19 protein-coding genes and 4 pseudogenes are annotated in these 24,124 nt (G+C 67.2%); 11 read left to right on the top strand and 12 right to left on the bottom strand.

The features are described from left to right. Positions 1-285 precede the first annotated feature (285 nt). Complete coding sequence (locus FCH28_RS06840; RefSeq protein WP_136738781.1) at positions 286-1,062, top strand: DUF5707 domain-containing protein; 777 nt, start codon at positions 286-288, stop codon at positions 1,060-1,062. Positions 1,063-1,372: 310 nt separating this feature from the next. Here FCH28_RS06840 and FCH28_RS06835 read toward each other — a convergent pair whose 3' ends face one another. From FCH28_RS06835 to FCH28_RS37955, 3 genes are all read right to left on the bottom strand, one after another. Continuing rightward, the gene (locus tag FCH28_RS06835) at positions 1,373-1,600 is read right to left on the bottom strand and encodes a hypothetical protein (RefSeq protein WP_136738780.1); all 228 of its coding nucleotides are present in this window, start codon (positions 1,598-1,600) and stop codon (positions 1,373-1,375) included. Between the two features lie 305 nt (positions 1,601-1,905). Continuing rightward, complete coding sequence (locus FCH28_RS06830; RefSeq protein ID WP_136738779.1) at positions 1,906-2,085, bottom strand: hypothetical protein; 180 nt, start codon at positions 2,083-2,085, stop codon at positions 1,906-1,908. A gap of 627 nt (positions 2,086-2,712) precedes the next feature. Continuing rightward, entirely contained in the window at positions 2,713-2,856 is a 144-nt protein-coding gene (locus FCH28_RS37955) for a hypothetical protein (RefSeq protein ID WP_169314072.1), read from the bottom strand. A 950-nt stretch (positions 2,857-3,806) separates the two neighbouring features. Here FCH28_RS37955 and FCH28_RS40025 point away from each other — a divergent pair. Further along, positions 3,807-3,953: a globin family protein gene (locus tag FCH28_RS40025; protein WP_425471904.1), complete on the top strand. Its 147-nt coding sequence runs from the start codon at positions 3,807-3,809 to the stop codon at positions 3,951-3,953. Positions 3,954-4,248: 295 nt separating this feature from the next. After that, positions 4,249-5,055 (top strand): pyridoxamine 5'-phosphate oxidase family protein, encoded by an 807-nt coding sequence (locus tag FCH28_RS06815; RefSeq protein ID WP_136738778.1) that lies wholly within the window; start codon positions 4,249-4,251, stop codon positions 5,053-5,055. Positions 5,056-5,307: 252 nt separating this feature from the next. On the opposite strand, the gene FCH28_RS06810 is transcribed toward FCH28_RS06815, so the two are convergent. Both FCH28_RS06810 and FCH28_RS06805 read right to left on the bottom strand, forming a co-directional pair. Continuing rightward, positions 5,308-6,891, bottom strand: a complete 1,584-nt coding sequence (locus FCH28_RS06810; RefSeq protein WP_342781589.1) for a penicillin-binding transpeptidase domain-containing protein — start codon at positions 6,889-6,891, stop codon at positions 5,308-5,310. A 435-nt stretch (positions 6,892-7,326) separates the two neighbouring features. Beyond that, positions 7,327-7,856: pseudogene (locus FCH28_RS06805) on the bottom strand (transposase family protein); the annotation flags it as partial. Between the two features lie 994 nt (positions 7,857-8,850). On the opposite strand from FCH28_RS06805, the gene FCH28_RS06800 reads away from it, so the two are divergent. Further along, a complete protein-coding gene (locus FCH28_RS06800; protein WP_136738777.1) occupies positions 8,851-9,606 on the top strand; it encodes a serine hydrolase in 756 nt (251 codons plus the stop codon). Here the strand turns inward: FCH28_RS06800 and FCH28_RS06795 are convergent. From FCH28_RS06795 to FCH28_RS06785, 3 genes are all read right to left on the bottom strand, one after another. Then, the gene (locus FCH28_RS06795) at positions 9,556-10,710 is read right to left on the bottom strand and encodes an aminotransferase class I/II-fold pyridoxal phosphate-dependent enzyme (RefSeq protein WP_169314071.1); all 1,155 of its coding nucleotides are present in this window, start codon (positions 10,708-10,710) and stop codon (positions 9,556-9,558) included. The genes FCH28_RS06800 and FCH28_RS06795 overlap by 51 nt on opposite strands. A gap of 683 nt (positions 10,711-11,393) precedes the next feature. Further along, a complete protein-coding gene (locus FCH28_RS06790; RefSeq protein ID WP_169314070.1) occupies positions 11,394-12,599 on the bottom strand; it encodes an META domain-containing protein in 1,206 nt (401 codons plus the stop codon). Continuing rightward, the gene (locus FCH28_RS06785) at positions 12,592-13,512 is read right to left on the bottom strand and encodes an alpha/beta fold hydrolase (protein WP_136738774.1); all 921 of its coding nucleotides are present in this window, start codon (positions 13,510-13,512) and stop codon (positions 12,592-12,594) included. Before FCH28_RS06785 ends, FCH28_RS06790 begins: the two co-directional genes overlap by 8 nt. 93 nt (positions 13,513-13,605) lie before the next feature. Here FCH28_RS06785 and FCH28_RS06780 point away from each other — a divergent pair, with 93 nt between their 5' ends. Beyond that, positions 13,606-14,277, top strand: a complete 672-nt coding sequence (locus tag FCH28_RS06780; protein ID WP_136738773.1) for a TetR/AcrR family transcriptional regulator — start codon at positions 13,606-13,608, stop codon at positions 14,275-14,277. Positions 14,278-14,313: 36 nt separating this feature from the next. Here FCH28_RS06780 and FCH28_RS06775 read toward each other — a convergent pair. From FCH28_RS06775 to FCH28_RS06765, 3 genes and pseudogenes are all read right to left on the bottom strand, one after another. Beyond that, positions 14,314-14,589: pseudogene (locus FCH28_RS06775) on the bottom strand (transposase); the annotation flags it as partial. A 135-nt stretch (positions 14,590-14,724) separates the two neighbouring features. Then, a pseudogene (locus FCH28_RS40020) lies at positions 14,725-14,907 on the bottom strand (hypothetical protein); the annotation flags it as partial. 219 nt (positions 14,908-15,126) lie between these two features. After that, complete coding sequence (locus FCH28_RS06765) at positions 15,127-15,735, bottom strand: TetR/AcrR family transcriptional regulator (RefSeq protein ID WP_246102473.1); 609 nt, start codon at positions 15,733-15,735, stop codon at positions 15,127-15,129. Positions 15,736-15,867: 132 nt separating this feature from the next. Here FCH28_RS06765 and FCH28_RS06760 point away from each other — a divergent pair, with 132 nt between their 5' ends. From FCH28_RS06760 to FCH28_RS06735, 6 genes and pseudogenes are all read left to right on the top strand, one after another. Then, positions 15,868-16,629 carry an SDR family NAD(P)-dependent oxidoreductase gene (locus FCH28_RS06760; protein WP_136738771.1) on the top strand — a complete coding sequence of 254 codons (762 nt, stop codon included), beginning with the start codon at positions 15,868-15,870 and terminating at the stop codon, positions 16,627-16,629. A 261-nt stretch (positions 16,630-16,890) separates the two neighbouring features. After that, positions 16,891-17,215: pseudogene (locus FCH28_RS39015) on the top strand (transposase); the annotation flags it as partial. Positions 17,216-17,829: 614 nt separating this feature from the next. After that, a complete protein-coding gene (locus tag FCH28_RS06750; protein WP_246102470.1) occupies positions 17,830-18,378 on the top strand; it encodes a hypothetical protein in 549 nt (182 codons plus the stop codon). Positions 18,379-18,443: 65 nt separating this feature from the next. Beyond that, positions 18,444-19,055, top strand: a complete 612-nt coding sequence (locus FCH28_RS06745; RefSeq protein WP_187363769.1) for a hypothetical protein — start codon at positions 18,444-18,446, stop codon at positions 19,053-19,055. 939 nt (positions 19,056-19,994) lie between these two features. Further along, on the top strand, positions 19,995-20,498 hold the full coding sequence (locus FCH28_RS06740) for a hypothetical protein (RefSeq protein WP_136738768.1): 504 nt from the start codon (positions 19,995-19,997) through the stop codon (positions 20,496-20,498). Next, a complete protein-coding gene (locus tag FCH28_RS06735) occupies positions 20,495-21,982 on the top strand; it encodes a protein kinase domain-containing protein (protein WP_136738767.1) in 1,488 nt (495 codons plus the stop codon). The genes FCH28_RS06740 and FCH28_RS06735 overlap by 4 nt, the downstream gene beginning before the upstream one ends. Here the strand turns inward: FCH28_RS06735 and FCH28_RS06730 are convergent. After that, positions 21,958-23,577 (bottom strand): helix-turn-helix domain-containing protein, encoded by a 1,620-nt coding sequence (locus FCH28_RS06730; protein ID WP_136738766.1) that lies wholly within the window; start codon positions 23,575-23,577, stop codon positions 21,958-21,960. The genes FCH28_RS06735 and FCH28_RS06730 overlap by 25 nt on opposite strands. Between the last annotated feature and the right edge of the window lie 547 nt (positions 23,578-24,124).

Raw genomic sequence — 24,124 nt, 5'->3', positions numbered from 1 at the left:
CGTTCCCCAGCAGCCGCCTGGGTCCCTCAGGCGGTCGCGGCGTGACCGACTCCGGGGCCGGGCTATCACGGTGTTGCCGGTGCGCCGCTCAACATGGCGGATGGTGCCCGTCTGGGCTGGCGTAGCGGCACTCCTCGTAGGCAATGCTGCTGTCGGGCGGGTGCGCTGATGGCATCGGTGTGATCGACGGCCGTTGTGAAAAAACGTTCGACTGCTTACAGTTGGCCGCTCCTTCGCCTGCCGTGTCATGCATCCGGCGGGCGTCTTCACATTGTGGGGAGATTCATGCGCAAGCGCGCAATCTTCGCTGTACTCGCCGCTGCCACCGCGCTGGGCGGATCCACCGCCCCTGCCGCGTACGCGGACGAGACCGTCGGCGACATCCAGATCGCCAATGTCACCGTCAACGGCGGCAAAGACATCGCGATCGGCCTCGCCGACAAGACAATCACGGTCTCTGTGACCGCCACCGACCCGTCGGGTATCTGGGACGCCGACTTCCACCTCTGGCGCGGCACCGACCCCGACAACCCCGACGGCTACATCAAGCCGAACGAGGACACCACCCCGGCGGATTGCGTCGCCTCCTCAGCGACCACCTCCACCTGCTCGAAGACCTTCACCTTCGAACCGGACTGGTGGCTCACCAACGCCGACGCCGGAACCTGGAAGGTCGGCGTCGAGGTGTGGGCGAATGACGACAGCCGGGCGGTGCGGGACGCCTACACCACCGTCCGACTCCAGCGCTTCTCCAAGCTGACCGTCAACGCGAGCCCGGAGCCGATAGCCGCCGGCAAGCCCCTCACGGTCACCGGCAGGCTCACCCGGGCCAACTGGGACACCGACACCTACGCGGGCTACACCGCCCAGCCGGTCAAGCTCCAGTTCCGCAAGGCGGGCACCAGCACCTACACAACCCTCCAGACGGTGAACACCTCCAGCACCGGTGACGTGAAGGCCACGGCCACCGCGTCCGCAGACGGCTACTGGCGCTGGAACTTCGCCGGCACCTCGACCACTCCGGCCGTCAAGGCGACCGGCGACTACGTCGACGTGCAGTAGCGCCCCCAGCAGTCGTGGGGGGGGGGGGGGGGGGGGGGCCCGCCCCCCCCCCCCCCCGGGGGGGGGGGGGGGGGGGGCGGGGGGGCCCCGGCCCCCACGCCACTTGCGGTACTTCCCGGGAGCGGCGAGGCTGCCGAGCCGGCGCGCCCCAGAACGTTAAGTCGCTGCGGTGAGCGCCGACCAGTGGACGGCCCGGGGCCTGCTGGGCGTACCCGTCGGGCGCCGTCGTATTGTCGGCGTGTAAACCTGCCGGAGCAGCGGGGAATGCGGGTCTGCCTGCCCTTATGACCGGTTGTCATGAATCCGGAGGTCAGAACGTGATCATCGCCTTCCTTGCCTTTATGGCTTTGGGTCTGGCCGTGGCTGTAACGCCAGGCGCGATCCTGGGATACGCATTCGTCGCGGTGAGCGGCAGGCTGTCACGCAGCGTCAGGGTCCCCTTGCTGCTGGTCTTGGCGACGGGTTCGGCAGCGATGTGGCTGGTCGTGGTGGGGGCCTCCAACATCTGGCGGCCGGTCATCGTGATGCTGTCGTTCACCGCGACGCTCGTCTCGGGAGTCACGTCCCTCGTGCTCGAAGCCCGTAGACGGCGCGCACCCCAGTTCCCTACCGCAGTGTGGCCTGGCTGGTATCCACCAACCGACTCGTCGAGGTGAGTGTCGTCGGTCGGTGAATCTGCGCAGTCCAACTCTGACATGGAATTGCGCAGGTTCGTTGAGTGCTGTCCAGTTTCATCTGTCGTTGACCTATCGGTACTCCAGCAACCACCAGGCCGTCATCGACGCCGATACCCAGCTCATCCGCAGCCCCACTTGCGCGCTGGGTAGGTATGGGCGCTGATCCTCAGGACGTTGTTCTCGGCAGGCTGCTGGCGTGGGCCACGTGGCGTGGTCCGGGCACGGTGGCGGAGACACAGAGTTCGAGGCGCTGGCCCACGTCGAGCGGACGGTGCCCGTACGAGTTGACGTTCGACCAGGAGAGCGCAGTCAAGCCGCGTCGGTCCACGTCCGTCAGCTGCACCATCGCCCACATTCTTCTGGAGTGTGTGAAAGTAGCCCGGTTTCAGACCGGTTGCTGAGCCGACTTCGTTTCTTCACAGGTCTGGATTGGCGGCAACAGGGTCAGAGGCGGCGTATCCATGCGGCTATTTCGTGTCCGACCGGCAGATAGATCACGGCCGGCAGACCGTAATTGAGTAGGACGCGAACGCTCTCTGTGCCCATGGTGAAGATGCCCTGTGACCATCAGGCCAGCGTGTCGGCCACGCCTTCCACAAACTCGACGAAGAGCGTGTGTGCGGCGACCCCTATGCGGTCACAGCAGGGGTGTCTCTCGCCGATGTGTGCGCGTACGACAATTCCGCCATTCGCTCGGCCTGCGGGTGTGACATTTGATCCGCCGACGGCGCAGAACTGAGCGTGCCGAATTGATTCGTCGGCACACGACGGATCCAAGGTCCCCCCGGCTACAGGATCCGTGCGCGACGCGGGCGGGGATGGAGCCCCCCCGGCCCAGCCCCCGCCCGCGTCCGGCATCTACTTCTCGGTATCGGTGCGCCATGCGCTTCGCCGAAGCCGGAGCTCGGCGGTTGGAGCCTCCCGGTCGCCGGGGACCGGTACGTGGAGAGGCGCCATCCATGCCGCTTCGCGTTCACGGTGAACTTGCCACGCGTGCCCCCTCACCGACCCTGCCCAGCTTGCAGGCGTCGTCCGTGACCTCGACCGTGACGTTCCCCGGCTGCACGGCTCCGCTGCCATTGGTCTCCGCCTTCTCCACGCTGAACGATAGAGGCATGGCTGCGAAGAAACGAAGAGATACGAGCACTGTTAACTACCCATAGGGCTCAGGTGCGTTTGCGAGTCCTATGGGTGCACCCATGTACAGAATGGCCGTAGTCGCACGATTCGGCAGTGCCGTCAGTCGAGGCGTGCAACGAGTAGCGAATCTCTGTCGGTGACGAAGTTGTCGGCGCAGATATTGTGTCCATTGCGTGTGCGTGTCGTAACGGATATGTGCGGTGGATGTACGTGAATGGCAGCCGTCCGTTGCTCGTGGAAATGCGGGAAATTCTCGGCCTTTCGGATGCTCTTAAGAGCCGAGCTTGTGAATTGCCCTTGGTCGGGTATGGTCGAGCTTGGTCCGGCCGGGGGTGGCAGTTGTCCCAAAGCCGGATTGCCCGCCTACTGAGGGCGAGGCGTCCGTACCCGAACTCTTGGCATTGTCCGAAGGGATAGTTCGGGGTGGCACGGTGACGTTCGAGGTGAGGGAGGCCATGGACGCTCCGACCACCAGGTCCGCCGGCAGCGGCATCACCGAGATGAGCAATGGCGGTGGGGAGTTGTTCGCTCCGAGGCCGCGCAAGACGCCCGCGTCGGCCGCCGCAGCGGAGCCCCCGCACGATTCCGGGTCCCGGGGGCAGGCTCGTGCCGAGGGCAGCCTCAAAGCCGCCGGCGCGTCGCCGGACGCGGTCCTGATCCGCCGCACCATGGCAGGGATCGAGCCGATCGCCGGCAAGGTGACCTCGCACTTCTACGCGATGCTGTTCGAGCATCATCCCGAGACGCGGGGACTTGTTACCAGCCGCCATGGATGCTCAACGCCACTGCCTCTTCAAGGCGCTGGTCACAGCGACCGAACACGCCGACGACGCCGGCGTCCTGACCGAGTACCTCACCAACCTCGGTCGCGGCCACGGCAAGTAGGGGACCCAGCCCGCGCACTACCCGGCCGTCGGCGAGTGCTTCATCGGCGTCCTCAACCGCTACGCGACGAACACCTGGAGCGAGGAGACCGAGGTCGCCTGGGAGCAGGCGTACACCGCGATCTCGCAGATCGTGATCGACACGGCCGCCGAAGACGGGCGGCACGCGCCAGCCTGGTGGCACGCCTAGGCCGTCTCCCACGAGCTGCGCACCCCCGACGTCGCGACTGTCACTGTCTCCGCCCGGCCAGATCCGCAGTGGCGTCGACACTCTGGTGGAGATCGGCGTACCGGCCCACCGCATGCGGCACGACTCCCTCGAAGAGCCCCGTCGCGGCACGGGATTAGGGAACGGAGGAGATGCGGACGTGAACATACAAGTGAACGCCGAGACAGCCAGTGGCGTTCCAGCGGAGCTCAGGGCGGACCAGGTGGGAGTGCCGGACCAGATGTCCACGGCAGGCCGGATGCCCACGGTGGATCCCATGCCCGATGCAGGCTGCCGGATCCGACCCGGCAGCGATGGGGAGCACGAACTCCAGGAGCGCATGGGCACCAACGCACGCGCGGACAAGTTCTACGACGAGCAGGTCCTGGACCGGCTCAACACCAGGATGCGGGACTTCGTGGCGCGCCAGGAGATGTGCTTCCTGGCCACCTCCGACCGGCACGGTGAGTGCGACAACACCTTCCGGGCCGGTCCGCCCGGATTCCTCCAGGTTCTCGACGACAGGACGCTGGTCTACCCCGAGTACCGGGGCAACGGCGTGCTCGCCAGCCTCGGCAACATCGAGGAGAACCCCCACGTCGGCATCCTGATGATCGACTTCCTGAAGGACCGGATCGGCCTGCACGTCAACGGGCGGGCCCGGATCGTTTCCGACGAGGAGATGCGCCGCGCCCAGCGCGAGCTGCCGGTCGACCCCGTGCCTGGGCGCCGAGCCCAGCTGTGGGTCGAGATCACGGTTGAGGAGGCGTACATCCACTGCGCCAAGCACATTCCGCACCTGCGGAAGGCGTCGGCCGAGCAGCGCCAGAGCCAGGCGTGGGGCACGGACGGCTTCAAGCGCAAGGGCGGGGACTTCTTCGGCGCGGCGGCCGACGCCCCCGACCGCCCTCCGTACCAGCCGCGGCGGCGCAAGCGTTTCGTCCCGTCGTGGGCGCAGGCGGGAGAACCGACACGTGCCGCTGCATGGCAGCGCTCGGTCGAGCGGTTGCTGGCGGTGGTGGCGCGGCGGAACTCCAACGCGGAGGAGGAGGGCGAGGAGTCCTTCCGAGGCTGGTTCTGCTAGCCAAAGCCTGTGGCGGGACGCCCATCTCCTTTGACGGCCCATCACATCCTTCTCGCACCAGGATCCTGGTAGCCGCTTGAAGGCGATGGAGACCGACGAGGTTCCGTAAGCGGGCTCTGACCGACCCGTCGCCCCGACAGGCACCGGAGCTGCTTGGTTCAACCGCGGCTGCGAGCGCCGACCCGGGATATCAGGTCGGCGTTGCCGCGACGTCTCGCATACCTGTGAGCTCCCTAGCTCGCCTACCGCAGCTCAGTCCGCCGAGCGCAGGATCTGCGCGACGATCGGGCCCGCCGAAGATCCGCCGTGCCCGCCTGCGGGGACGATCGCTGCCGCGGCCAGGTCGTTCCGGTAGGCCGTGAACCAGCCGTTGGGCTTCTTCTGCCCGTCGACCTCCGCCGATCCGGTTTTCGCACCGATCTTCCCGTCCAGCCCCGCCATCGCCTCGGCCGCGGTGCCGGAGGTCGCGGTCAGCCGCATCAGGGAGCGCAGCTGCTTCGCGGTGTCCGCGGACAGCGGGCGGGACGACTTGGCGAGCTGCCGGTCGTCCACCGACGGGGCGACGATGTACGGCTGGTGGAAGGCTCCCGAACGGATGGTGGCCGCGACCGACGCCATGGTGAGTGGGTTCATCCGGACTCCACCCTGGCCGATCAGCGAGGCGGCCTTCGGGGCACCGGTCTGCACCGGAACCGCACCGTCGAAACTTGGCACGCCGGTTACCCAGCTCAGCCCGATCCCGAAGACGTCTCGCGCCTCCTTGGTCAGCTCGTCGTTGTCGAGCTTCTCGGCCTGGCTGATGAAGGCGGTATTGCAGGAGCGGGCGAAGCTCTGCTCGAAGGTGCCGTTCTTGATTTCGAACTTGTCGTCGTTCTGGAACTTCCAGCCGCCGTATGTCACGTACTTGGGACAGGGGTGGGGCTCTCCGTAGGCCGCGAGCCCCTTGTCGATCAGCAGCGCCGACGAGATGACCTTCATCGTGGAGCCGGGGGCGAAGGAGCCCTGGAAGGCCATGTCGAATCCGTCGGCAGGGGAGTTGGCGGCAGCGAGGACCTCGCCCGTGGCGGGGTCGAGGACGACCGCCGCGGCTTTCGAGCGCTTGCCCACCGCCTCCTCGGTCACTGTCTGGAGCTTTGTGTCGAGCGTCGTACGGAGAGTGCCCGGCGTGCCTTTGGAGAGCACCTTGAGGGTCTCGTCAGGGCGCTCGGAGTCCTTGCCGTCAGCTTGCGTACCAGAGCCCGAATCGGCGGCCGTTTTGTCGGCACGCGCGATCCACAGCTCCACGCCCGCCGTCCCGCCGGCCTTATCCCCGTACCGCTCGCGCAGGCTGGAGAACACCTCGCGCAGCGCCGGGTGTTCCTTCCCTGTCAGGCCGGCTCCGTTGCGGTCCACGGCCTTGATGGGCGGAGCCTGCGCCCTGCCGGTCTTGAGGGTGTCGCCGCCGCGCAGGTCCGGATGGAGGACGGTGGGCCGCCAGCCGACCAGCACCTTGCCCGTCTTCTTCTCGCGGACCGCTTCGAGTTCGGATCCGTACGTCCAGGTGGCGCGCTTTCCGTCGTACGAGATCTCGGCGCTTACGCCGAACGGCACGGTGGTGCCAGTGGGCGTGCCCGGCTTCAGAGACACCTTTGAGATGTGGGCGTCCTTCCGGTAGCCGGTCAGCGCGGTCGCTGCGGCCTCACGGTCGTCGGTCAGAGCCGCGGCGCGGTCCGGTTCGCCCGCCGCCCAGGCGTCGAGGAAGTCCCGCGCGGTGGCGCGTACCTCGACCGCGCTGGGCGGGCCGGTCTTCACCGGTGCGGGTTGGTTCTCGCCGGAGGCGGTGTCGCTCGTGCTCATGAGGCTGTACGCGCCGTACCCGCCGGCCCCCACCGTCACGGCGATCGCCCCGGCGATGACGGCGACCTTCGCGCCGCTCCGCTTCGGCTTGCCGCGACTCCCCATGGAGAAACTCCTGCAGTATCTCGATTCTCTTAAACGACCGGTGACGTGCGTTTGCGCGGCGCACTCTAAACACGCTGAGATCCTCGTGTCGAGCCACGCAGGGATCCTCCGGGCTCCCAAGAATGGACGATCGGCACAAGCCGGGAACAAGTAGGGGAATTCCTGTGACTGGGCGCCCGGTGGGCTCCCACCAGGGATTTTGCTACTGGGTGGAGTCGATTTGCGCCGCTCGGGCTCTGTGGCCGTGATTTGCGCCACCGCCTCCCGTTTTTCAGAGGTCCATCGGGTGCAGTGCGCGCCAAAGGTTACGACCCGAATTGCTGCGGTATTGGCTACGGGCTCCTCGCGGCGCCGGCGCAACGGCGTGTGCGCCTTGCGCCGGCGCTGCCAACGCTTGAGGTGGCGGCCTCGGAACGGGATCCGGACGGAGCTGCCGGCACCCTGGTACACCTTGTCGGCCCAGCAGTTGAGGTCGGCCTCGGTGAGCGCGTCGACGATGCCGTGGGTGCGGGCGGCGGTCAGGTCGCGGGTGGAGCCTGGCAGCGCGGGCGAGCCCCACAGCAGCCGCCCGAAGGGATCGGTGAGGACCTGGATGTTCATGCCGTGACGCGGATGTTTGCCCGAGTAGTACGGGGTGTCGGCAGCGATCCCGTCGATCGGCAGCAGTGTCCCGTCGAGGATCACGAAGGCCAGGCGACTCGCGGTCCGCACCGCAGATGGGCCGCGACCGGCAGTGCCTGACGGCCCGGCGTGACGCGGCGCCACCGGGTGCCGGTCTCGCGACGGCGAAGCGTGAGCTGGCCAGCGAGGTGGCGCAGGTGGGCCCTGGACAGATCGATCACCGCTGGATAGACAAGCACACGGAGCTCCTGGTCGGCACGGGTGATCTTGGTCGTGAACCCGTCTACCAGGAGCTTCGTCGGTTCGCACAGCCCGCCAACCGCCAGGCCACGCCGTCAGGTCGGAAAGGGCGCGGGGAGAGCATGGCACTGGCCTGAATGCCGGCGCCTGGTGAAATCGCCCGGAAAGTAGGGAGTTCGGAAATGACGGATCCTTGGGGAGATGAAGGCGGGGCTGCGGACCGGCGGCGAGATGGGCGATGCGGGCACCACTACTCCCTACCCCCAGGGATCCCTGGGGGCAGCCCCGCCGCCCGGAACGACTGGAAGCAGATAGCGTGAGATTTGACGCACTCGCATCAGTGCAAGCCTTGCGACTCCCACCTTGACGGTGCTCGCCTCGACCGCTTGCGGGACAAACAAACCGGCCTACGCCCATCCGGAGTCCGTACGTCATTCCGAATTGGTCGGCCGATGGGACGGGGGGCGGGAATGCAGATCGCCGCTTCCGGTCATTCGACTGCGCGACGATTACACCTTTTCCGTCAAGGACTTTCCGGTCGGGTGGGACGGCCCCGGGTCGGACTCGCAGGTGACGCGCCGTTCAACCGACGGGAAATGGCATGCGGTCAACAAAGATCCTGGCCTGACTCCCTATCTGGCGCTTCGTTTCGAGAAGCAGAAAGACGTCAAGTTTCTGCCATTCACTTTGGAGCATGGAAAGCTGCAGATGCATGGGAGTGTCCCGGTGTATGGGGAGCCCGACCATTCCTACCCATGTCACTACCAGCGCACTTCTATCGACCCTGACTTCGGCCGATAGCCTCGAGGGCGTGGCGAGACGCCTCCTACGGAAGCTCCGCTGCTCCAGTCGAGCCCATTCCTGATCCGACAGATCACCCCGCCCCACATCCGCCGAACGATGTGAACGCAGGCCTGGTCACACGACCGATAGGACAGTGCCTGGACTCCGCGGATCAGGGCGGGGCGCAGGGGCGGTGGATACGATGCTGGGATGCTGTCGATGGTGGTGGCACCGTGGGGGCGCGATCCGGTGGTGCTGCGCAATGCGGACGTTTCCCATGATGCGGCGAGCATGATGAAGGTGGCCGTTCTGACGGCTCTGTACCGCAGCGGTCTCGACATGGACACGCAGATACCGGTGGTCAACGAGTTCCGGTCGGTGACGGGCAGCAGCTACGGCAACAGCCCCGAGTGGGACAGCGATCCGTTGCCCTGGGAGCGGATCGGCGGCTGCGCCTCGGTGCGCTGGCTCGCCGGGCGCATGGTCACCCACTCCTCCAATCTGGCGACGAACCTGTGCCTGGCGCAGGTCGGACACGAGGCCGTGGCCCGGGTCTGGCGGCGGGCGGGTGCCACGGCCAGTGGCAGCCCGCGCGGGGTCGAGGACTACGCGGGGCGCGACGCCGGTGTCCACAACCGGGTCTCTGCCCGGGACCTGGTCCGGCTGCTGGAGTCCCTGGAGCCGGAGGTGCTGGCGTTGCTGGAGCGCAACGTGCACCGCGTGGACATCGCGGCCGGGCTGCCCCCAGGGACGCCCATGGCCGGGAAGAACGGCTGGTTTCCCGGCCTGCGCCACAGCGCCGCCGTCGTCCGTCCCCCGGACTCGGCACCGTACGTTCTCGCCGTCTGCTACACCGGGCGGCTGGCGAACGGCCGCGATGTCGACGACCCCGCCGCCCGGCTGCTGGCCCGTATCTCAGCCGGAGTGTGGCGACGTCGGCACGCCCTCGCCGGCCCCGGCACCTGACTCCGAGTGGCCCAGGAACCCGCCGTTCCCGGACGTGACGGAGGCTCCGCGGTCGGAGACGGTGGCCGCCAGCGCCTCGATGGCGGTGGGGTTGAGCAGATTGATGCGGACGTAGCCAGGGTGACCCTCGAGTTCGAAGTACCGCTCGTCGAGCGCCAGGAACCAGCGGTGCGGGACGCGTGGCCGACCGAAGAGGAAGAAGCCGGTCTCGACCGGTGTCCAGGCGGCGAGCGCACCGCTCGCGATGAGCCGCGCGTGGTTGTCACGGATGTGCCCGACCAAGCCCTCATTGCCGTGCCGGCTCATGAGGTCCGCGGCGCGGTGGGCGAAGAGCCGGTCGGAGACGGAGATGTCACCGTGCAGGTTGATGTGCAGGTCGGCCAGCTCCTGACGCAGCGCGGCGGGCACCAGCAGATGGGCGCAGCGGTATCCGTGGATGGACAGGTACTTGGTGGGGCACACCATGCGCAGCGTGTGCTCGGCCGGAAGCCGGGCGCTGGCCTCGCCCAGCCTTCCGTCCCAGGGCATGTACTGGAAGGTGCCGTCGATGAACACCAGCGACCCAGTGGTTTGCTGCCACGCTGCGATCGCGTCCAGGACATCCACCGGCACCCGTCGCCCGGCATACCAGACGGGGTCGGTCAGCACGAGGACCGTTCGCTCGTCGGGAAGGCTCAGGTCGAACTCCGACTGATACGCGTGCCCAGAGGCCACCGGGACCGGCTCGATACCGAACTCCCGTAAGAGATAGGCCAGTTTGTAGTAGACGGGTGCCACGTAGTGGACTCGCCGGTGGCCGTTCACGGCGAGCCAGGTGACGAATGTGCCGAGCACGCTGCTCGAACCGCCGGCCGGGACGACGTTCCGCTCGCCGTAGGCCACCCCGTCGTACCGCTCATGCATCGCGGCGATTTTGGACCGGAGCTTCAGGTCTTCGTCCAGACCCGAGTACCGGGTGATGTCTGCCAGATGACGTGGCGCGGTATGAGCGAGCTCGCCGAGATACCGCTCCACGTAGGGGTGGCCGCCGTTGTAGTCGGAGAGGAAAACGCGGGCACCCGGTTGCTGCCGCTCCGCCTCGATGTGTTCGTGCCACTCCAGCATGCGGAACAGCGAAGGTCCCGCCGTTCGCCCTGGCCCGGTCTGCATTCTTCTCCCTGGTGCGGCCGGAAACCCTGCCGGCTGACGTCCCAGTACGGGACACCGGGGCCGGCCTGTCGGCCGAGCGCCCGGCCGACAGTGCGCCATACCTACCCGCACCACCCGCACGGAAAGCGGTGCGGTGAGAGCTGGTCTGTCCCAGCATCTCGCGTAGGCCATCGAGTGACTCGAGAACGCCAGGAACCCACCAGACGAATGCCCTGTTCAGTGCACTGCTGACCGAACCTGCCGGCGTTGCCTCTGAATGTGGCGGCGCCAGTCGGCACCGGCCGCAAAATCGCCCAGCTCACCGATCCGTTCGGCAACGTAATCGGCATCGATGGATTCTGATCACACCGAGGAGAGATCACGTGACACGGATCTAGGATCCGCGACTTCGTCGCCAATGAAGGCCGTCAGTTAGCAGTGGATGAGCAAATCCGCGGCCTTGTCAACAACGACGCCCGTCGGACGCGCAAGGGTCCAACGGCATCGATCCGGTGCCACACTGCCCAGACGTCGACGGGCAGCAGCCAGAGCGTGAGACTGCTCCGGCTTACTCTCGTCCAGTTTTCCTGCCTCCACGGCGGCCCTGCTGCGTGGCTCCTTCCAGCGCAGCCGGCCCGGCGTGTGGGGGCGGTTGTGGCCTACTGATCTGTGACGGACCTGAACTGAAAACCTGTCGCCCGATGCTCGTCGCCGACGTCGTCCCTCATGTAGATCCCGCCACTATCACCGACATAGCAGTAGTTCAATGAACGCTTCAGCATCCCGAAGACAAATGCCTCGTCTCTCATGTTCTGTGCCGCGCAGGTGCGGTGGGTGGTGAGGCGGGTGTCGCGGAAGAAGAGGTGGAAGCCGTTGAAGAAGACCCTTGCGGTGAAGTCGTTGCAGCCGAGCTTGCCGGTGACGGTGCCGTCGCGATGGAACACAAAGGAGGTGTCCTTGGCGGACTGGAATCCTTCGGTGTGGTCGTACTCCATCCACGCGTCCAGTTGGAACTCGGTGTCGAAGAAGGCCGGGGACCTGATGATGGTCAGGGTGGCTACGTCACCGTGCTCGTTCCGCAGTTGCGGCAACGAGCCGGGAGGCGGACCTCCAGGTTCCTCCGGTAGTTTCTTCTCGCCGATCTTCAGCAGGCCTCGGTGGAAGAACTTCTTGACCTTCGCCTCGAAATCCGACAGTTCCGGGCTCCGTTGTACGAGGCCCGCCGCTTTCGGTTGCTGCGCGTCCGGACTCGCGGAACTCGCGATGTCCTTCTGCTGTGCCGGCTTCGGGCATGAGGTCGTCTCGTCGTGCCAAGCAGGCGTCGGTGGAGGGGCCAGCGCCGGAGCGTCTTCACCCAACGTCAACGTGGTTGCCTCAAGTTCGGCTTTCACTCGAAACGGCGTGCAGCCGTAATCCCCTGCAACCGTCCCGTCGTCACGGAACTCGATCCACGGACTGGCGTTCTCGGGGGCGCGCACCTCTTGTCCGTCCACCGTGAGCGTGTCGTCGTCGAAGGTCCAGATCCCATCGAACAGTCTGCCTCCCGGACCTCCTGGCCCCTTCTTCGCGGGGGAAGCGGATGCCGTAACACCCCCGCTCCGGCCGCCCTCACCGCCTGAGGTCGCCCCGCACGCCGAGACCCCGCCGCACACCACTGCTATGCCGGCGACGACCCCCGCAACACGCCTTAAAGAGATCCGCATGCCTACCTCAACGTCTTTCACGGAACTCCAGTTCCACCACCTGATATTGACGAGCAATTGTCGAGAGTTGTGGGTGGGATGTCCTCGGATCTCCTCGACGGGGTAGTTCGGTTTCAGTTGGTTGCGGAGGAGTGCGCCTGGCGGCGGTCGCCGGTTATCCATGTGTGACCCCGTCGATCTGCGGTTGCTCGTCGGCGCGGTTGGCGAGCGCACGCAGTTCGTCGGCGTAGGTGGCCCAGGTGTCGCGGGCGAGGAAGTGGCCGACTCCGGGCAGGGTGCGCACACGCGCATTGGGGACGGCGTCGGCGATGTCGCGCGCGGCCGCCACGCGCAGGAGCGGGTCGCGCTCGCCGTGCAGTACCAGGGTCGGCGCGGTGATCTGGGCGAGTGGTCTGCCGTGCCACTTCGCGCCGATCTGGCGGCTCTGCGCCTTCTGGTCGCGGAAGCTGGTGACCTGATGCGCAGTCTCCTTGTCTACGAACTCGCGCACATCTTGCTCGTCGATGTGCTGGCTGGGTGCGGCCAGGATGCGGGCGAGGGCCACGGCCAGGTCCAGGTTGCCCTGAGGGGTCTCGGGGTGGTGAAGCCGGGCGAAACGGGGCAGGCAGGTCAGGCGAAGGTAGCGCAGGACGCGCAGGCCTTTCGTGTCGCTGGGGACGGCGGAGGAGGTGGCCAGGCTCAGCACGCGCTTCGGGTGGCGGATGGCGGTGCGTTGTGCGATGAGCCCGCCCATCGAGTGGCCGAAGAGGTGGGCGCCTTCCCAGCCGAGGGCGTCGAGGACGGCGACCGCGTCGTCGGTGAGGTCCTCGGCGCTGTAGGCCGGAGCTTTGCGGTGCAGCAGGGCCTTGACCGGCGGGCCGATGCGCCGGTTGGGCAGGTGGGTGGATTCGCCTGCGTCGCGCTGGTCGTAGGCCACGACGTGGAAGCCGCGGCCGACCAGTTCGGCTACCAGGCCGTCCGGCCACCAAAACCGTGAGGTTCCCAGTCCCATGACCAGCAGCAGTGGGTCGCCGCCCGCGCCGCCCAGGTCCTCGAAGGCGATCTGGATCTCGCCGTTGTGCGCGAAGCGCGTCATCGCGCCCCCTCTCATTGCACAAACACCATTCGCAAACATCGTTCGCGAACACCGTATGCGATAGGTAGGCTGGTGACAACGCGGGAGGTGGCAGTGGCAAGACAGCAGGAACCGGTGATCTGGATGCGGCCGGAGCAAGCGCCGGTCGGGCGCCCGGCCGAGCGCAGCCGCGCCGAGATCACCTCTGCCGCGGTGGAACTGGCCGACCGCGAGGGCCTGGAGGCCGTCTCCATGCGCCGCGTCGCATCGGTCCTGGGCACCGGCGCCGCCTCGCTTTACCGCTACGTGGCCACCCGCGACGACCTGCTCGACCTGATGACCGACAGCACCGCGAGCGAATACGGCCTGCCCGCCCCCACCGGCGACTGGCAGGCCGACCTGCTCGCCATCGCCCGCCAGGCCCGGCAGATCATGCACCGCCACCCCTGGCTACCCGCCATGGTCATGGGCCGCCCGGCCCTCGGCCCCCACGGGATCGACCTACTGGAGCACGTACTCGACGTGCTCGCCGACCACCCGGCCGACCCCGCCCGCAAACTCGAGGCTTTCGCCCTCCTCAGCGGCCTGACCGCACTGTTCGTCCAGAACGAGATGGCCGCCGCGGACACCAGCGCCACGCGCCGGTCCGCCTACCTCCGCCACGTTGCCGCCGCAGGAAGCCACCCTCGCATCACCGCCTTGCTCACCGCTCCCCCGCCCGACCGCAACCCCATCGACCGGTTCGACGCCGTACTCGTCCGCGCCCTGACCGGCGTTCTGGGCTGATTTCGCCGCGGCTGGGCACACACCTCGGCGGCGTGATCAGGCCGCGGCGGTCTCCGTGCGCTCGACCAGGACGCCGTTCTCAAACCTCGCGCCGGCGCGGACCAGGGCGACGAGGTGGGCGCCGGTGATCGCCCGCCAGCGGGCCTGGGCGGACTCGACCAGCTCGACCACCATCGCGAGGGCGGCGGCCGGACTGCCGGCGCCGCGGGTGACCTTGGTTCGGAGCCTGATCGTGGAGAACGTCGACTCGGTGGGGTTCGTGGTCCGCAGATGGATCCGGTGCTCGGCCGGGAAGTCGTAGAACGCCAGCAGCTCCTCATTCACCGCCACAGCCGCAACCGCCGGAGCGACGGCACACCACCTCACGCTGTGTCACCAGCAAAACGAGACGACAGCCGAGGTCACCTTGTTACGGTCGCGCGGGCGCCCACGGTGAGCGGATCACCCCCCAGACCACTCGGCGATGGTCCAGCAATCTTTGCGCGGCAGGTCCGACAGCAGATCCAGTACCAACCGCCCAGCCCGCAGGCGGGGTTCATACCGGGCGAACCTGCCCGCGATGCGTTCTTTCCGTCCTCCCTGGTCACGGCCGGTGAGGGCGCCCGCAAACGGGCCGCCCTGCTGGCGCATGGACCTCGACGGGGTTATCGTCGACAGGGAGAACGACCGGTCTTCCTACCTCTAGGGTGGCGCTTCGGGCCTCCCGGACGGGACTGCCGACCAGGCGGGCAACCGCCAGTGAATCCCGGTGCACGTCGAACAGAGATGAAAAGCCTCATGGAACCAGTCCGCGCCCCGGCTTGTCCGGGGTCCAGCAGAAGGTCGGTGTTTCGCATGGCCCCGGTGGGGTCAGCCGCCCGATCGGATGAGCCGGACCGCGTCCTGCAGGGTGTTGTGGGCGGCCGTCGAGTCGTCCAGGTAGCCGGCTGCCATCGCGCCGTCGTACAGCATCAGCAGCGCACCGGCGGCCGACTCCGGGTCGGCATGGCCGAGCCGGGTGAGCAGCTCCTGGAAGAGGGTGCGGATCCAGTCCCGGTGGGTCGTCACCAGGGCGCGGACCGGATGGTCGGCGGCCGGGTACTCGGCGGCCGCGTTCATGAACGGCGATCCGCGAAAGCCGCGCTCGCGGGCGTGCTCGGCGATCGCCTCGAAAATCAGGTCGATCGCCTCCGCGGGCGGGTGCCCGGCGGCCAGCGGTTCGGCCACCTCCTTGTAGTAGGCGTCCTTGGTCAGCAGATAGGCCACGACCAGGTCGTCCTTGGAGGCGAAGTGCCGGTAGAAGGTCGCCTTCGTCACTCCGGCCTCGGCGATCAGCCGCTCCACGCCGATCGCGCGGACGCCCTCGTAGTAGAACAGCCGTGACGCGGCCCGGACCAGGCGTTCGCGAGGCGGCAGGTCTCCCTCGATTTCGCTCTCCCGATGGTTGGCATTGACGGTCTTCTGCCCAGTGGTGCTCACTTCCCCATTCTGCCCTTGGCCCCGGCACTGAGCGGCCGCCACCCCGTACGGCCCGCGCCAGGAAGGCTGTCTTTCCTCTACCCGCACGGCCCGCAGCGAGGTGGCCGTGCCGCGTTTCGAAAGGTTTGAACGATGACTCGTCGTCTTGAAGGAACCGTCGCTCTGGTCACCGGAGCATCCAGCGGTATCGGGAATGCCACCGCCCTGGAGCTTGCCCGGGAGGGTGCCTCCGTGGCGGTGGTCGGCCGGCGTGAGGACCGGCTCACGGGTCTCGCCGCGGAAATCTCCGACGCCGGCGGCAAGGCCCTGGTCGTGCCCGCCGACATCACCACCGCCGAGGCCGCCGCCGAGGCGGTCGAGCGGACCGTCGAGGGCCTGGGCCGCCTGGACACCCTGGTCAACAATGCCGGTCTCATGCTGCTCGGACCCGCCCCCGGCGCGGACCTGAATGACTGGCGGCGCATGATCGACATCAATCTCATGGGCCTGATGTACACCGCCCACGCGGCCGTCCCCCACCTGGTCAAAGCAGCAGCCGAGGCCCCGCGCCGGGTCGCCGACATCGTCAACATCGGCTCACTCGCCGGCCGTAACGCCTACGCCATGTCCGCCGTGTACAGCGCCACCAAATTCGGCGTCGGCGCCTTCAGCGAATCCCTGCGCCAGGAACTGGCACGCCAGCACGTCCGCGTCTCCGTCATCGAGCCGGGCAGCGTCGACACCGAACTGCGCACCCACAACCCAGACGTCATCCAACAGCACATCACCGCCGCTCTGGGCGACATCGACCGGCTGCAGAGCCAGGACATCGCTGACACCGTCGGCTACATCGTCACCCGCCCCCGGCACGTGGCCGTCGCCGAGCTGCTCGTACGTCCCACCGAGCAGGTCTGAGCGACAAGCCCAACGCCAACTCCGAGACGGGCAGGGATGCATGGTGACCGCCCGTGCCCCTCTCACACCGGCCGACATCATCGTCCGTGTCTGCCTGCTGGTGGCCCCACAGCCATCGCGCTCGGCGGCGGTCGGGAGGAATTGGCGCAGGGAGGTTCGGCGGGCGGGGCGGACGCGGACAATCTGTACCGCTTCCTGGCGGGCGTCCACCTGGGCTGGGCTCCCCTGCTCTTCTGGGCGGCGGCAACGATCCACCGGCAGGGAGTAATCACCTACTTGAGCGTCGGCAGCGGGAATCTCTGCTACCTGGCGACCGTGATCGACCTCGCCTCCCGCCGTCTGGCCGACTGGGCGATCGCCGATCAGATGCGTGCAGAGCTCGTCATCGACGCCCTGGCGGCGGCCGAGCGGACCCGCGGCAGCCTCGCCGGGGCCGTCTTACACACCGACCAGGGAGCGCAATACACATCCGCCGCGTTCGCTGCTGCCTGCCACAAGTCCGGCATCCGCCAGTCCATGAGCGTGGTGCAGCAGAGCGGACAACGCACTCGTGGAGTCGTTCAACGCGACCTTCAAGCGGGAAATGCGTGGGAACAGCCACGGCATGGTGATCAACCATGCAAACTGCGCGGCCCTGCGTGCGGCCTGAGGGTCTTTCGCTGCGCAGCGAGTACGCGGAGCTGCGCTTCCCTGCCATAAGCAGCACCGGCAACCACGACAGGCGCCCTGCCTCCGCAGCCTTCGCATCAACGCATGGTCTCCAGCTGCCGCCGAACCGCTCAGCCGCTGACAGGTGATCGTCTTTGCTTCTGTCGACACGGTCCCATAAATCCGGTGAAAGCGCGGCAGCCAAGGCTTTCTGTCAATGTCCATGCAGCGCTCCCGAACAGCAGATTTCCCTGCCGGCGGCCTTCAAATCCCCCCTGGGGGCGGCCAGTCAGGGCCGCGTACGCGAGATGGCCGAGGTCAGCTGCACCGGTGAACTGCGCCGCCGTTTGTCTTAGGAATCGGCGACGAATCCGGCGCGGCTGTCTGAGAGCGGACGACAAAGACCGGAGCCCCCTGATCGTTGCAGGCTTCTCCCGATCGCTCACCACCACGGTGGGCTGCACAGGAAGCGCTTGATGAAACAGCAAGCGCCCCCCCGCAGAAGAGAGTCTGCTCATGATCAGAAAACTCCCGCGTTGCGCCCTGGCCGCCGTGGCGGCCGCGGCCGCAGGGCTGGGCTGCCTGGCTGCCGCGCCGCCCGCCCGGGCAAGTCAACCAGCCCTCGAACACTGCGTATTGGCACTCGATACGGGCCGTCAGACCTGTTACGGCAATTTCTCGGCCGCGATTTCCACGGCATCGGGCGGCCGGATCACCGACGCACCGGACAACCTGAAGGCGGCCTCCGGGGGCTCGGGGCTCCAGGAACTCCGTGCGGAGACGTCACGACTCATGGAAGACGTCGGCGGCGCGAACGGCGATGTCATCATCGGCACGTTCTTCACGGACAAGGACTACGGCGGCACCACCCTGACCCTCACGGGCAGCCACCCGTGTCGGGGCAACGGAGCTTCGGACTTTGCGGTGAACCTGGACGAATGGTCCGACGTGATCAGCTCGGTGCAACCATGGGCGAATTGCTGGATCAATCTCTTCTCCGAGGCGAACCTCGGCGGTGACCGCGACGGCCCGATCAAGGCGCCCACGCCCGACATCGGCCCGTTCATGAACGACCGCGCAAGGTCCGTCAGATTCGACTGATCCCTTCGGATTCACGCCTCATGGCCCGGATCAGTCCCGACCAACCCAAAAGGAGAAAAGACTTCATGCGTACGTCAATCCGCGCCGCGACCCTCGCGGTGGCGCTCATCCCCATATGCGGCATCCTGCTCGCGCCCTCCGCACAGGCCGACGACACTCCATCCTCGCGTGAATTGCTGGAGAAGTGCGGCGCAGGCACCGACTTCTGCGGTTTCCACCCTGACGGTCCGCCGAAGGAGGTCCCGGGCGAGAGTCACCAGGTCGGAACGTCCGTCTTCAACTGCACGGATGTTTCGCAGATGATGAATGTCAGCTGGTCGGACACGGACACCGAGTCCAACAGCGTCGGCGTCAGTGTGGGCGTCGAGGCCGGCTTCTGGGAGGTCTTCAAGACTTCCCTCCAGGTGTCGTACGGGCACGAGTGGTCGAAAGCTCACACGGAGCAGCAGACCACCTCCATCAGCGTGCCCGCGCGTCAGGTCGGTTGGGTAACCCGCCAGCCGACCCTGCTGGAGACCTCGGGAACGTTCGAGATGCACTTCGGAGAGCGGTACCACGGCCACTATTACTGGTATCTGCCCTTCACGGAAACCGCGCCGAAGGGGGACGCCGGCAGCGTGAGCCAGCACACCCGGACGATGACCTCTGACGAAGCCAAGGCGTACTGCGGAGGCTAGGAGCTGAGGCTGGGCCGGGCCGCACGCGGAAGCGTGCAGCCCGGCCCAGCCGCTTCGCGGCGCCGTAGATGCCCGCGCATCCGGCTGCCCTGCATTCGCACGACCGCATGGGCGAAGGGACGGGCCTCGCGGGGGCCTCTGCGCCGAACCGGATCACAGCGTCCAAGGGGGTGGCACTTGACGAGCCGGCACGGATACACATCCTGAAGCAGCTGCTCGCTCTGTTCGGGCCCTCCGAGGCCGGCCTCCTCGCCGCACCGCCTCATACCGACGTCCAGGTGACCACGCACACCGTCCTCGAACTTGCCGAGAAGGCCGGGCCCGCGTTCAGAAGAGCCCTTCTGACGGCTGTCGGATCTGCCCCGAGGACACTTCAACTCGCCGCTCTGGGAGCTGCCTTGCCACGTCACATCGCCGGTGACGGGATCGGTACGTCCGCACCTGAGGAACGTTCGGGAATGGTGCCACCTGCCGTTCGGAGCGTCTCAGGTGGCGGCATCTTGCTCTCCGACCACGACAGGCCAAGGCGACCTTTGGGCTAAGCTTGGCGCACTGTTACGCGAGGGGAACAGGTCCATGACTGAGCCGTTCTTAACAGTGACTTACACAGGTGAACCCGACATCTCATTCGAGTTCGCCAAAGAGGGCGATTCCCGTTTGTTCGGCAGGGACGACACCTCGTGCGACATAGTGATCTGGTCAGCGCTGAATGGCCGCGAGCTCTCCAGGGTCGCCGGAAGAATCTGGCGGATGGAGGGCGAGTTGTGGTTGCGGAACCTGTCCACGACTCACGAACTCCACCTGCGGATACCTCATATGCCGCCGGAACAGCCACTGCGTCGCCGCCGTGACGAGCAGGCACGCGGAGACGCCCGCAGCATTCCCAGGCCCGTGTGCACCGTGCTGGGTCCGGACGGTTGCGAACTTCAGGTACGCCAGGTGAACCAGCCCGCACCCGAGATGCTCACCTACGGCCTGGACATCCCCACCCTCTCCAGGGTCCCCGAAGTTCCCCGACATCTGCGGCACATAGCCGCAGCTCTTTGCGAGCCTCTCCTTGCCGGCGGGTATTTGCCGGCCTCGTACCGCGAGGTGATGTCACGCATCGGTGAACCGAGCCTCAAAAAGGTCCGCATGCTGGTCGGCGAGCTGTGCACGCACTACACCGATGCCTCTCCCGAATTGAAGGACCGTTTACTGCTGCGGCTGGTTCGGGAGCAGGAACAACTCGGCATACCCGCGGATCCGCAGTTGCGCCGCGGACTGTGGACGTTCGGACAGGACCGGGCTCGAACCACCGAAGAGCGGGGCGCGGAGGAGGGCAACCGACGGCGGGCACTTGCTCTGCCCGACTACTACGAGGTCGCGCAGATACTCGTCTCGCACTTCCGGATCACGGCCGCCGATGTGGAACGGCTCCCCCGCGGAGGAGTTCAGGGATGACTGAGGGTGCCATACCAGGCCAGGATCGTCATGTGCCGCTGGGGCCCGCCAATTTCGTGAGTCTGGGCGTTTTGGGCAGGGGCTCTTCATCCGTGGTCCACCGGGCGAAGAGCACAACATTCGACGATGTCGTGGCGCTCAAGGTCTGGCAGCGGTCGCTCACCGAGGACGAACACATCCGATTTCGGCAAGAATGCTCCCTGCACCGTCGGCTGTCAGGCCATCCGAACATCGTTCGCTTTCTGTGGGCCGATGCACCGGCTGATGGCTCGGCGTGGATCGCAACAGAATTGTGCGACGAGTCGCTCGACAATCGACTGCACCGCTGCCCTCCCCTGTCGCGTGAGGACGCATTCGAACTCGCTGAGGACGTGCTGTCGGGCCTGGCCGAGATCCACCGGCAAGGTCACATCCACCGCGACATCAAGCCCGGCAACATTCTCCTGCGGCAAGGAAGGGCCGTCCTGTGCGACATGGGAATTGCCAAACCCGTCGACCGGCACACGCTCAACGCGCCGGCAGGATCACCGGGCTACCTCGCCCCGGAATTGGGCAGAGGTCGGCAACCCGACACCCGAAGTGACGTCTACTCAGCGGCGGTCACTCTCTACGGGATCTTCGGCGAGAACCCACCAGATGGCGTCGAACGTCTGCTGACGCGTGCCACGTCCAGCGAACCCGCGGACCGGCCCGCGGACGCCAGCGCTTTCCTGGATCGCCTCCAGGCTGCGCGCGCCACGTACACCGCCTCCGCCGCGGCGGAAACCGCCCCTCGGCCCGCAGAGCGCGGCAACCGCAGGGCGAAACAGACCGAGGTCGGCCCATCCGCTACCGCGCCACTCACCAAGCCACGGGAGCGCCGACCAGGCGACAGCTCTCCCCCGCGTTCGGTCCGTCGCGCACTCATGACGCTCGCGGTGATCGCGGCCGCGGCCGGATCCACGGCCTTTCTGGAATCCAGGCTGGGCAACCACAACGCCGGCGCGGGAGCCAGCACGAAGTCCCCGACGATTCATGCTGGTTCGGCCGCACACTCCGGCTCCCCCGTTCCGTCGACGACAAGAAAAGCCACCACACCGGCTTCGTCCGCGACCGCCACGGTCACGTCTCAACTGCAAAGTCTCTATGCGAGCAAGTGCATGACCGTCCTCGGTCCGTCTTCCGACACAGGGACGGGGGTCCAGCTGTGGGATTGCATCAATGTGCCCGAAGAACGATGGGTGTTGACCGGCGATGGGCACATCAAGGGATTCGCCGACAAGTGTCTCGAGGTGCGCGGCCCGCGCGCGGCAGGCGGTACCCCGGTGCAGCTCTGGTCCTGCGCGGACACTCCTGCCCAGCGATGGAGTCTCACGTCCGACAGCAGACTCGTCGGGTACAAGGGCATGTGCCTGGACGTGAGAGGTCCTGCGACCGCGAACGGAACACCGATCCAGATGCAGACGTGCAGCGGAGTTCCTCAGCAGGCATGGCGCTTCTTCTGATGCCGGACCCGGCACAGGTGCCGCAGTTGCAGCCAGAGCACAAGGCGTTCGTCGGCGTCGGAGAGATTCACGCCGAACAGTTCGGTGATCCGGCGCAGGCGATACCGGAGGGTGTTCTCGTGCACATGGAGCCGGCCCGCGGCAACGGCGATGTCACCGAACGCCTCGAGGTACGTCAGCAGGGACTTGGCGTACTCTGCCTGCTTCTCCGAGTCGTGGCGCAGAATCGCGGCCACCGAGCCCAGCCGCGACCGCGGGTCGCGGACGGCGGTGTCGCCGAGCTCCAGCAGGATCGCCTGGCAGCGTACGTCCTCGATGGACGCGATCCGGCGGCCGTGATGCCCGGTTGCGAGCACGGTCAGCACCCGGTCGGCATCCTGACGTGAGCGCGGAACCTCCGTGAGGTGGGCCACGGCCGAGCCGATGCCCGCGCGCAACCGGATACGCAAGGACGCCTCCGCCCGGCCAAGGACGGTCCTGGCCAGCGCGACCGCCCCGTGCGTCGCGGACAGCTCGTCCGGCAGCGGAAGCAGGGCGTAGACGACGTGGCCCTCCACCACACAGGAGGAGCGGCGTGCCATCGTCTCGGCGCAGGCGGCAACCAGGTCGGCCGCCTGAAGGCCTACGACATCGGCGGGGGTCTCCGACAAGGACGGCAGCCTGAAGGCGAGTACGGTCATGCGGCCGCGCTCGATGCCGAGCCTGGCCGTCGGCGAGGAGTCGAACTCACCTGCCATCAGGGCGCGCAGCAGTTCACCGCGTGCCCGGCGTTCCCGGTGCGTGGCACAGCGGAGCCTGAGCAGCTGCAGTGCCGCACTCTGGGCGGCCTCGCACAGAACTCGCTTTGTCACGGAACTGAACCGTGTACCCGGGGACTGGAGCACCCAGATGGAACCGAGCACATCCGTTCCCGCCCGCACGGCCACCGCGAGGCGGGGCAGGGGGGAGAGGTCGTCGATCCGGATCACGCCCTGGGTGACCTGGACTCGTCGCCACGCCTGCAGAAAATCATCGGAGGCCTGGCGCCTGAGGATGGCTTCGCGGCGCAGGTCGTCGATCGGCTGACCGGGGATATGGGAGTAGGCGAGCACCCGCATCTGCGGGTCTTCGATCGTGACGGCACCACCCACCCTCGCCGCCACGGCATCGGCCAGCGCCGCGAGGTCACCGACCGCGTCCGCCGGGGAGGAGTTGGGTGTGCCATTCCGGACCCCGCCCATGGCGGCGCCCAGTAGCGCGTCGACATGCCGCCACGGGATCTCCTCGGCGATGTCCACCACGGCGACGCCCGCCGCTGTGGCGGTCTCGACCAGCGGCTCGGCCCGTGAACCACGTGTTTTCAGCGCGATCGCCACAACACCCGCGTCGGCAAGAGCGGGCAGTGCGTCGAGCAGTCCGGTGTCGGCGGTAGAGATTCCGACCGCGATCAGAAGAGCGCCCCGGTGCAGGGTCCCGGCTCGCTCCGTTAGATCCAGGACCGCGTGTGCGGTCACTTGGACGTCGGCCTGCGGCTCAGGGGTGAGGAGTCTGGCTTCGCTGGGCTCGAACAGAGCGAGAATGGCCTTCAGGGACAATTGAGCGTACTCCTCCGCCATCTGACACCTCGTCTCTTCCGAGCACCGCACGTGAGCGCGGTCCCGCCCCTGCCGGGATTCCGGATCGAAGAGGATTCGGCTGCGTCCGACAGGAGCGGGAGTTCACATGTGGCAGGCGGCTGCCAGAATGATGAACACGGCGGATCCGACCGCAACCGTGAGGACGAACGTGCCCCAGGCCCAGTCGCCGAAGATGCGTCCCCACCGCGGCGCTGTCCCGTTCAGCGGCCCAAGCACTGCGGCCGCCGGCCTTCGGCGCTGTTCCCGTCCGGGAGCCCTCGAACGGGCTGTGCTGCGCCCAGGCGCATTGCGAATCGATCGTCATGGAAACCGTCCCAAGGCCTGAAGGATCTTTTCCTTCGGTCGCCATCCCCTCGATCGGCATCATTGAGCGGTTTTCCGTCATCGAGCCACGGCAGGGCTGTCCTGGCCGCTGCCGCGGACATTGGCTACAGCAGTCCTGACCTCACCCGCCTTGCAGGTAGTGGGAATCCCGCGGCTACTGCGGACCGCCCCCGCGGTTCAAAGACGCCATACCTCTCGCCAA

This window comes from Streptomyces piniterrae, assembly GCF_005048155.1.
Classification (GTDB): Bacteria; Actinomycetota; Actinomycetes; order Streptomycetales; family Streptomycetaceae; genus Streptomyces; species Streptomyces piniterrae.
This window is presented reverse-complemented; position numbering and strand designations above follow the sequence as displayed.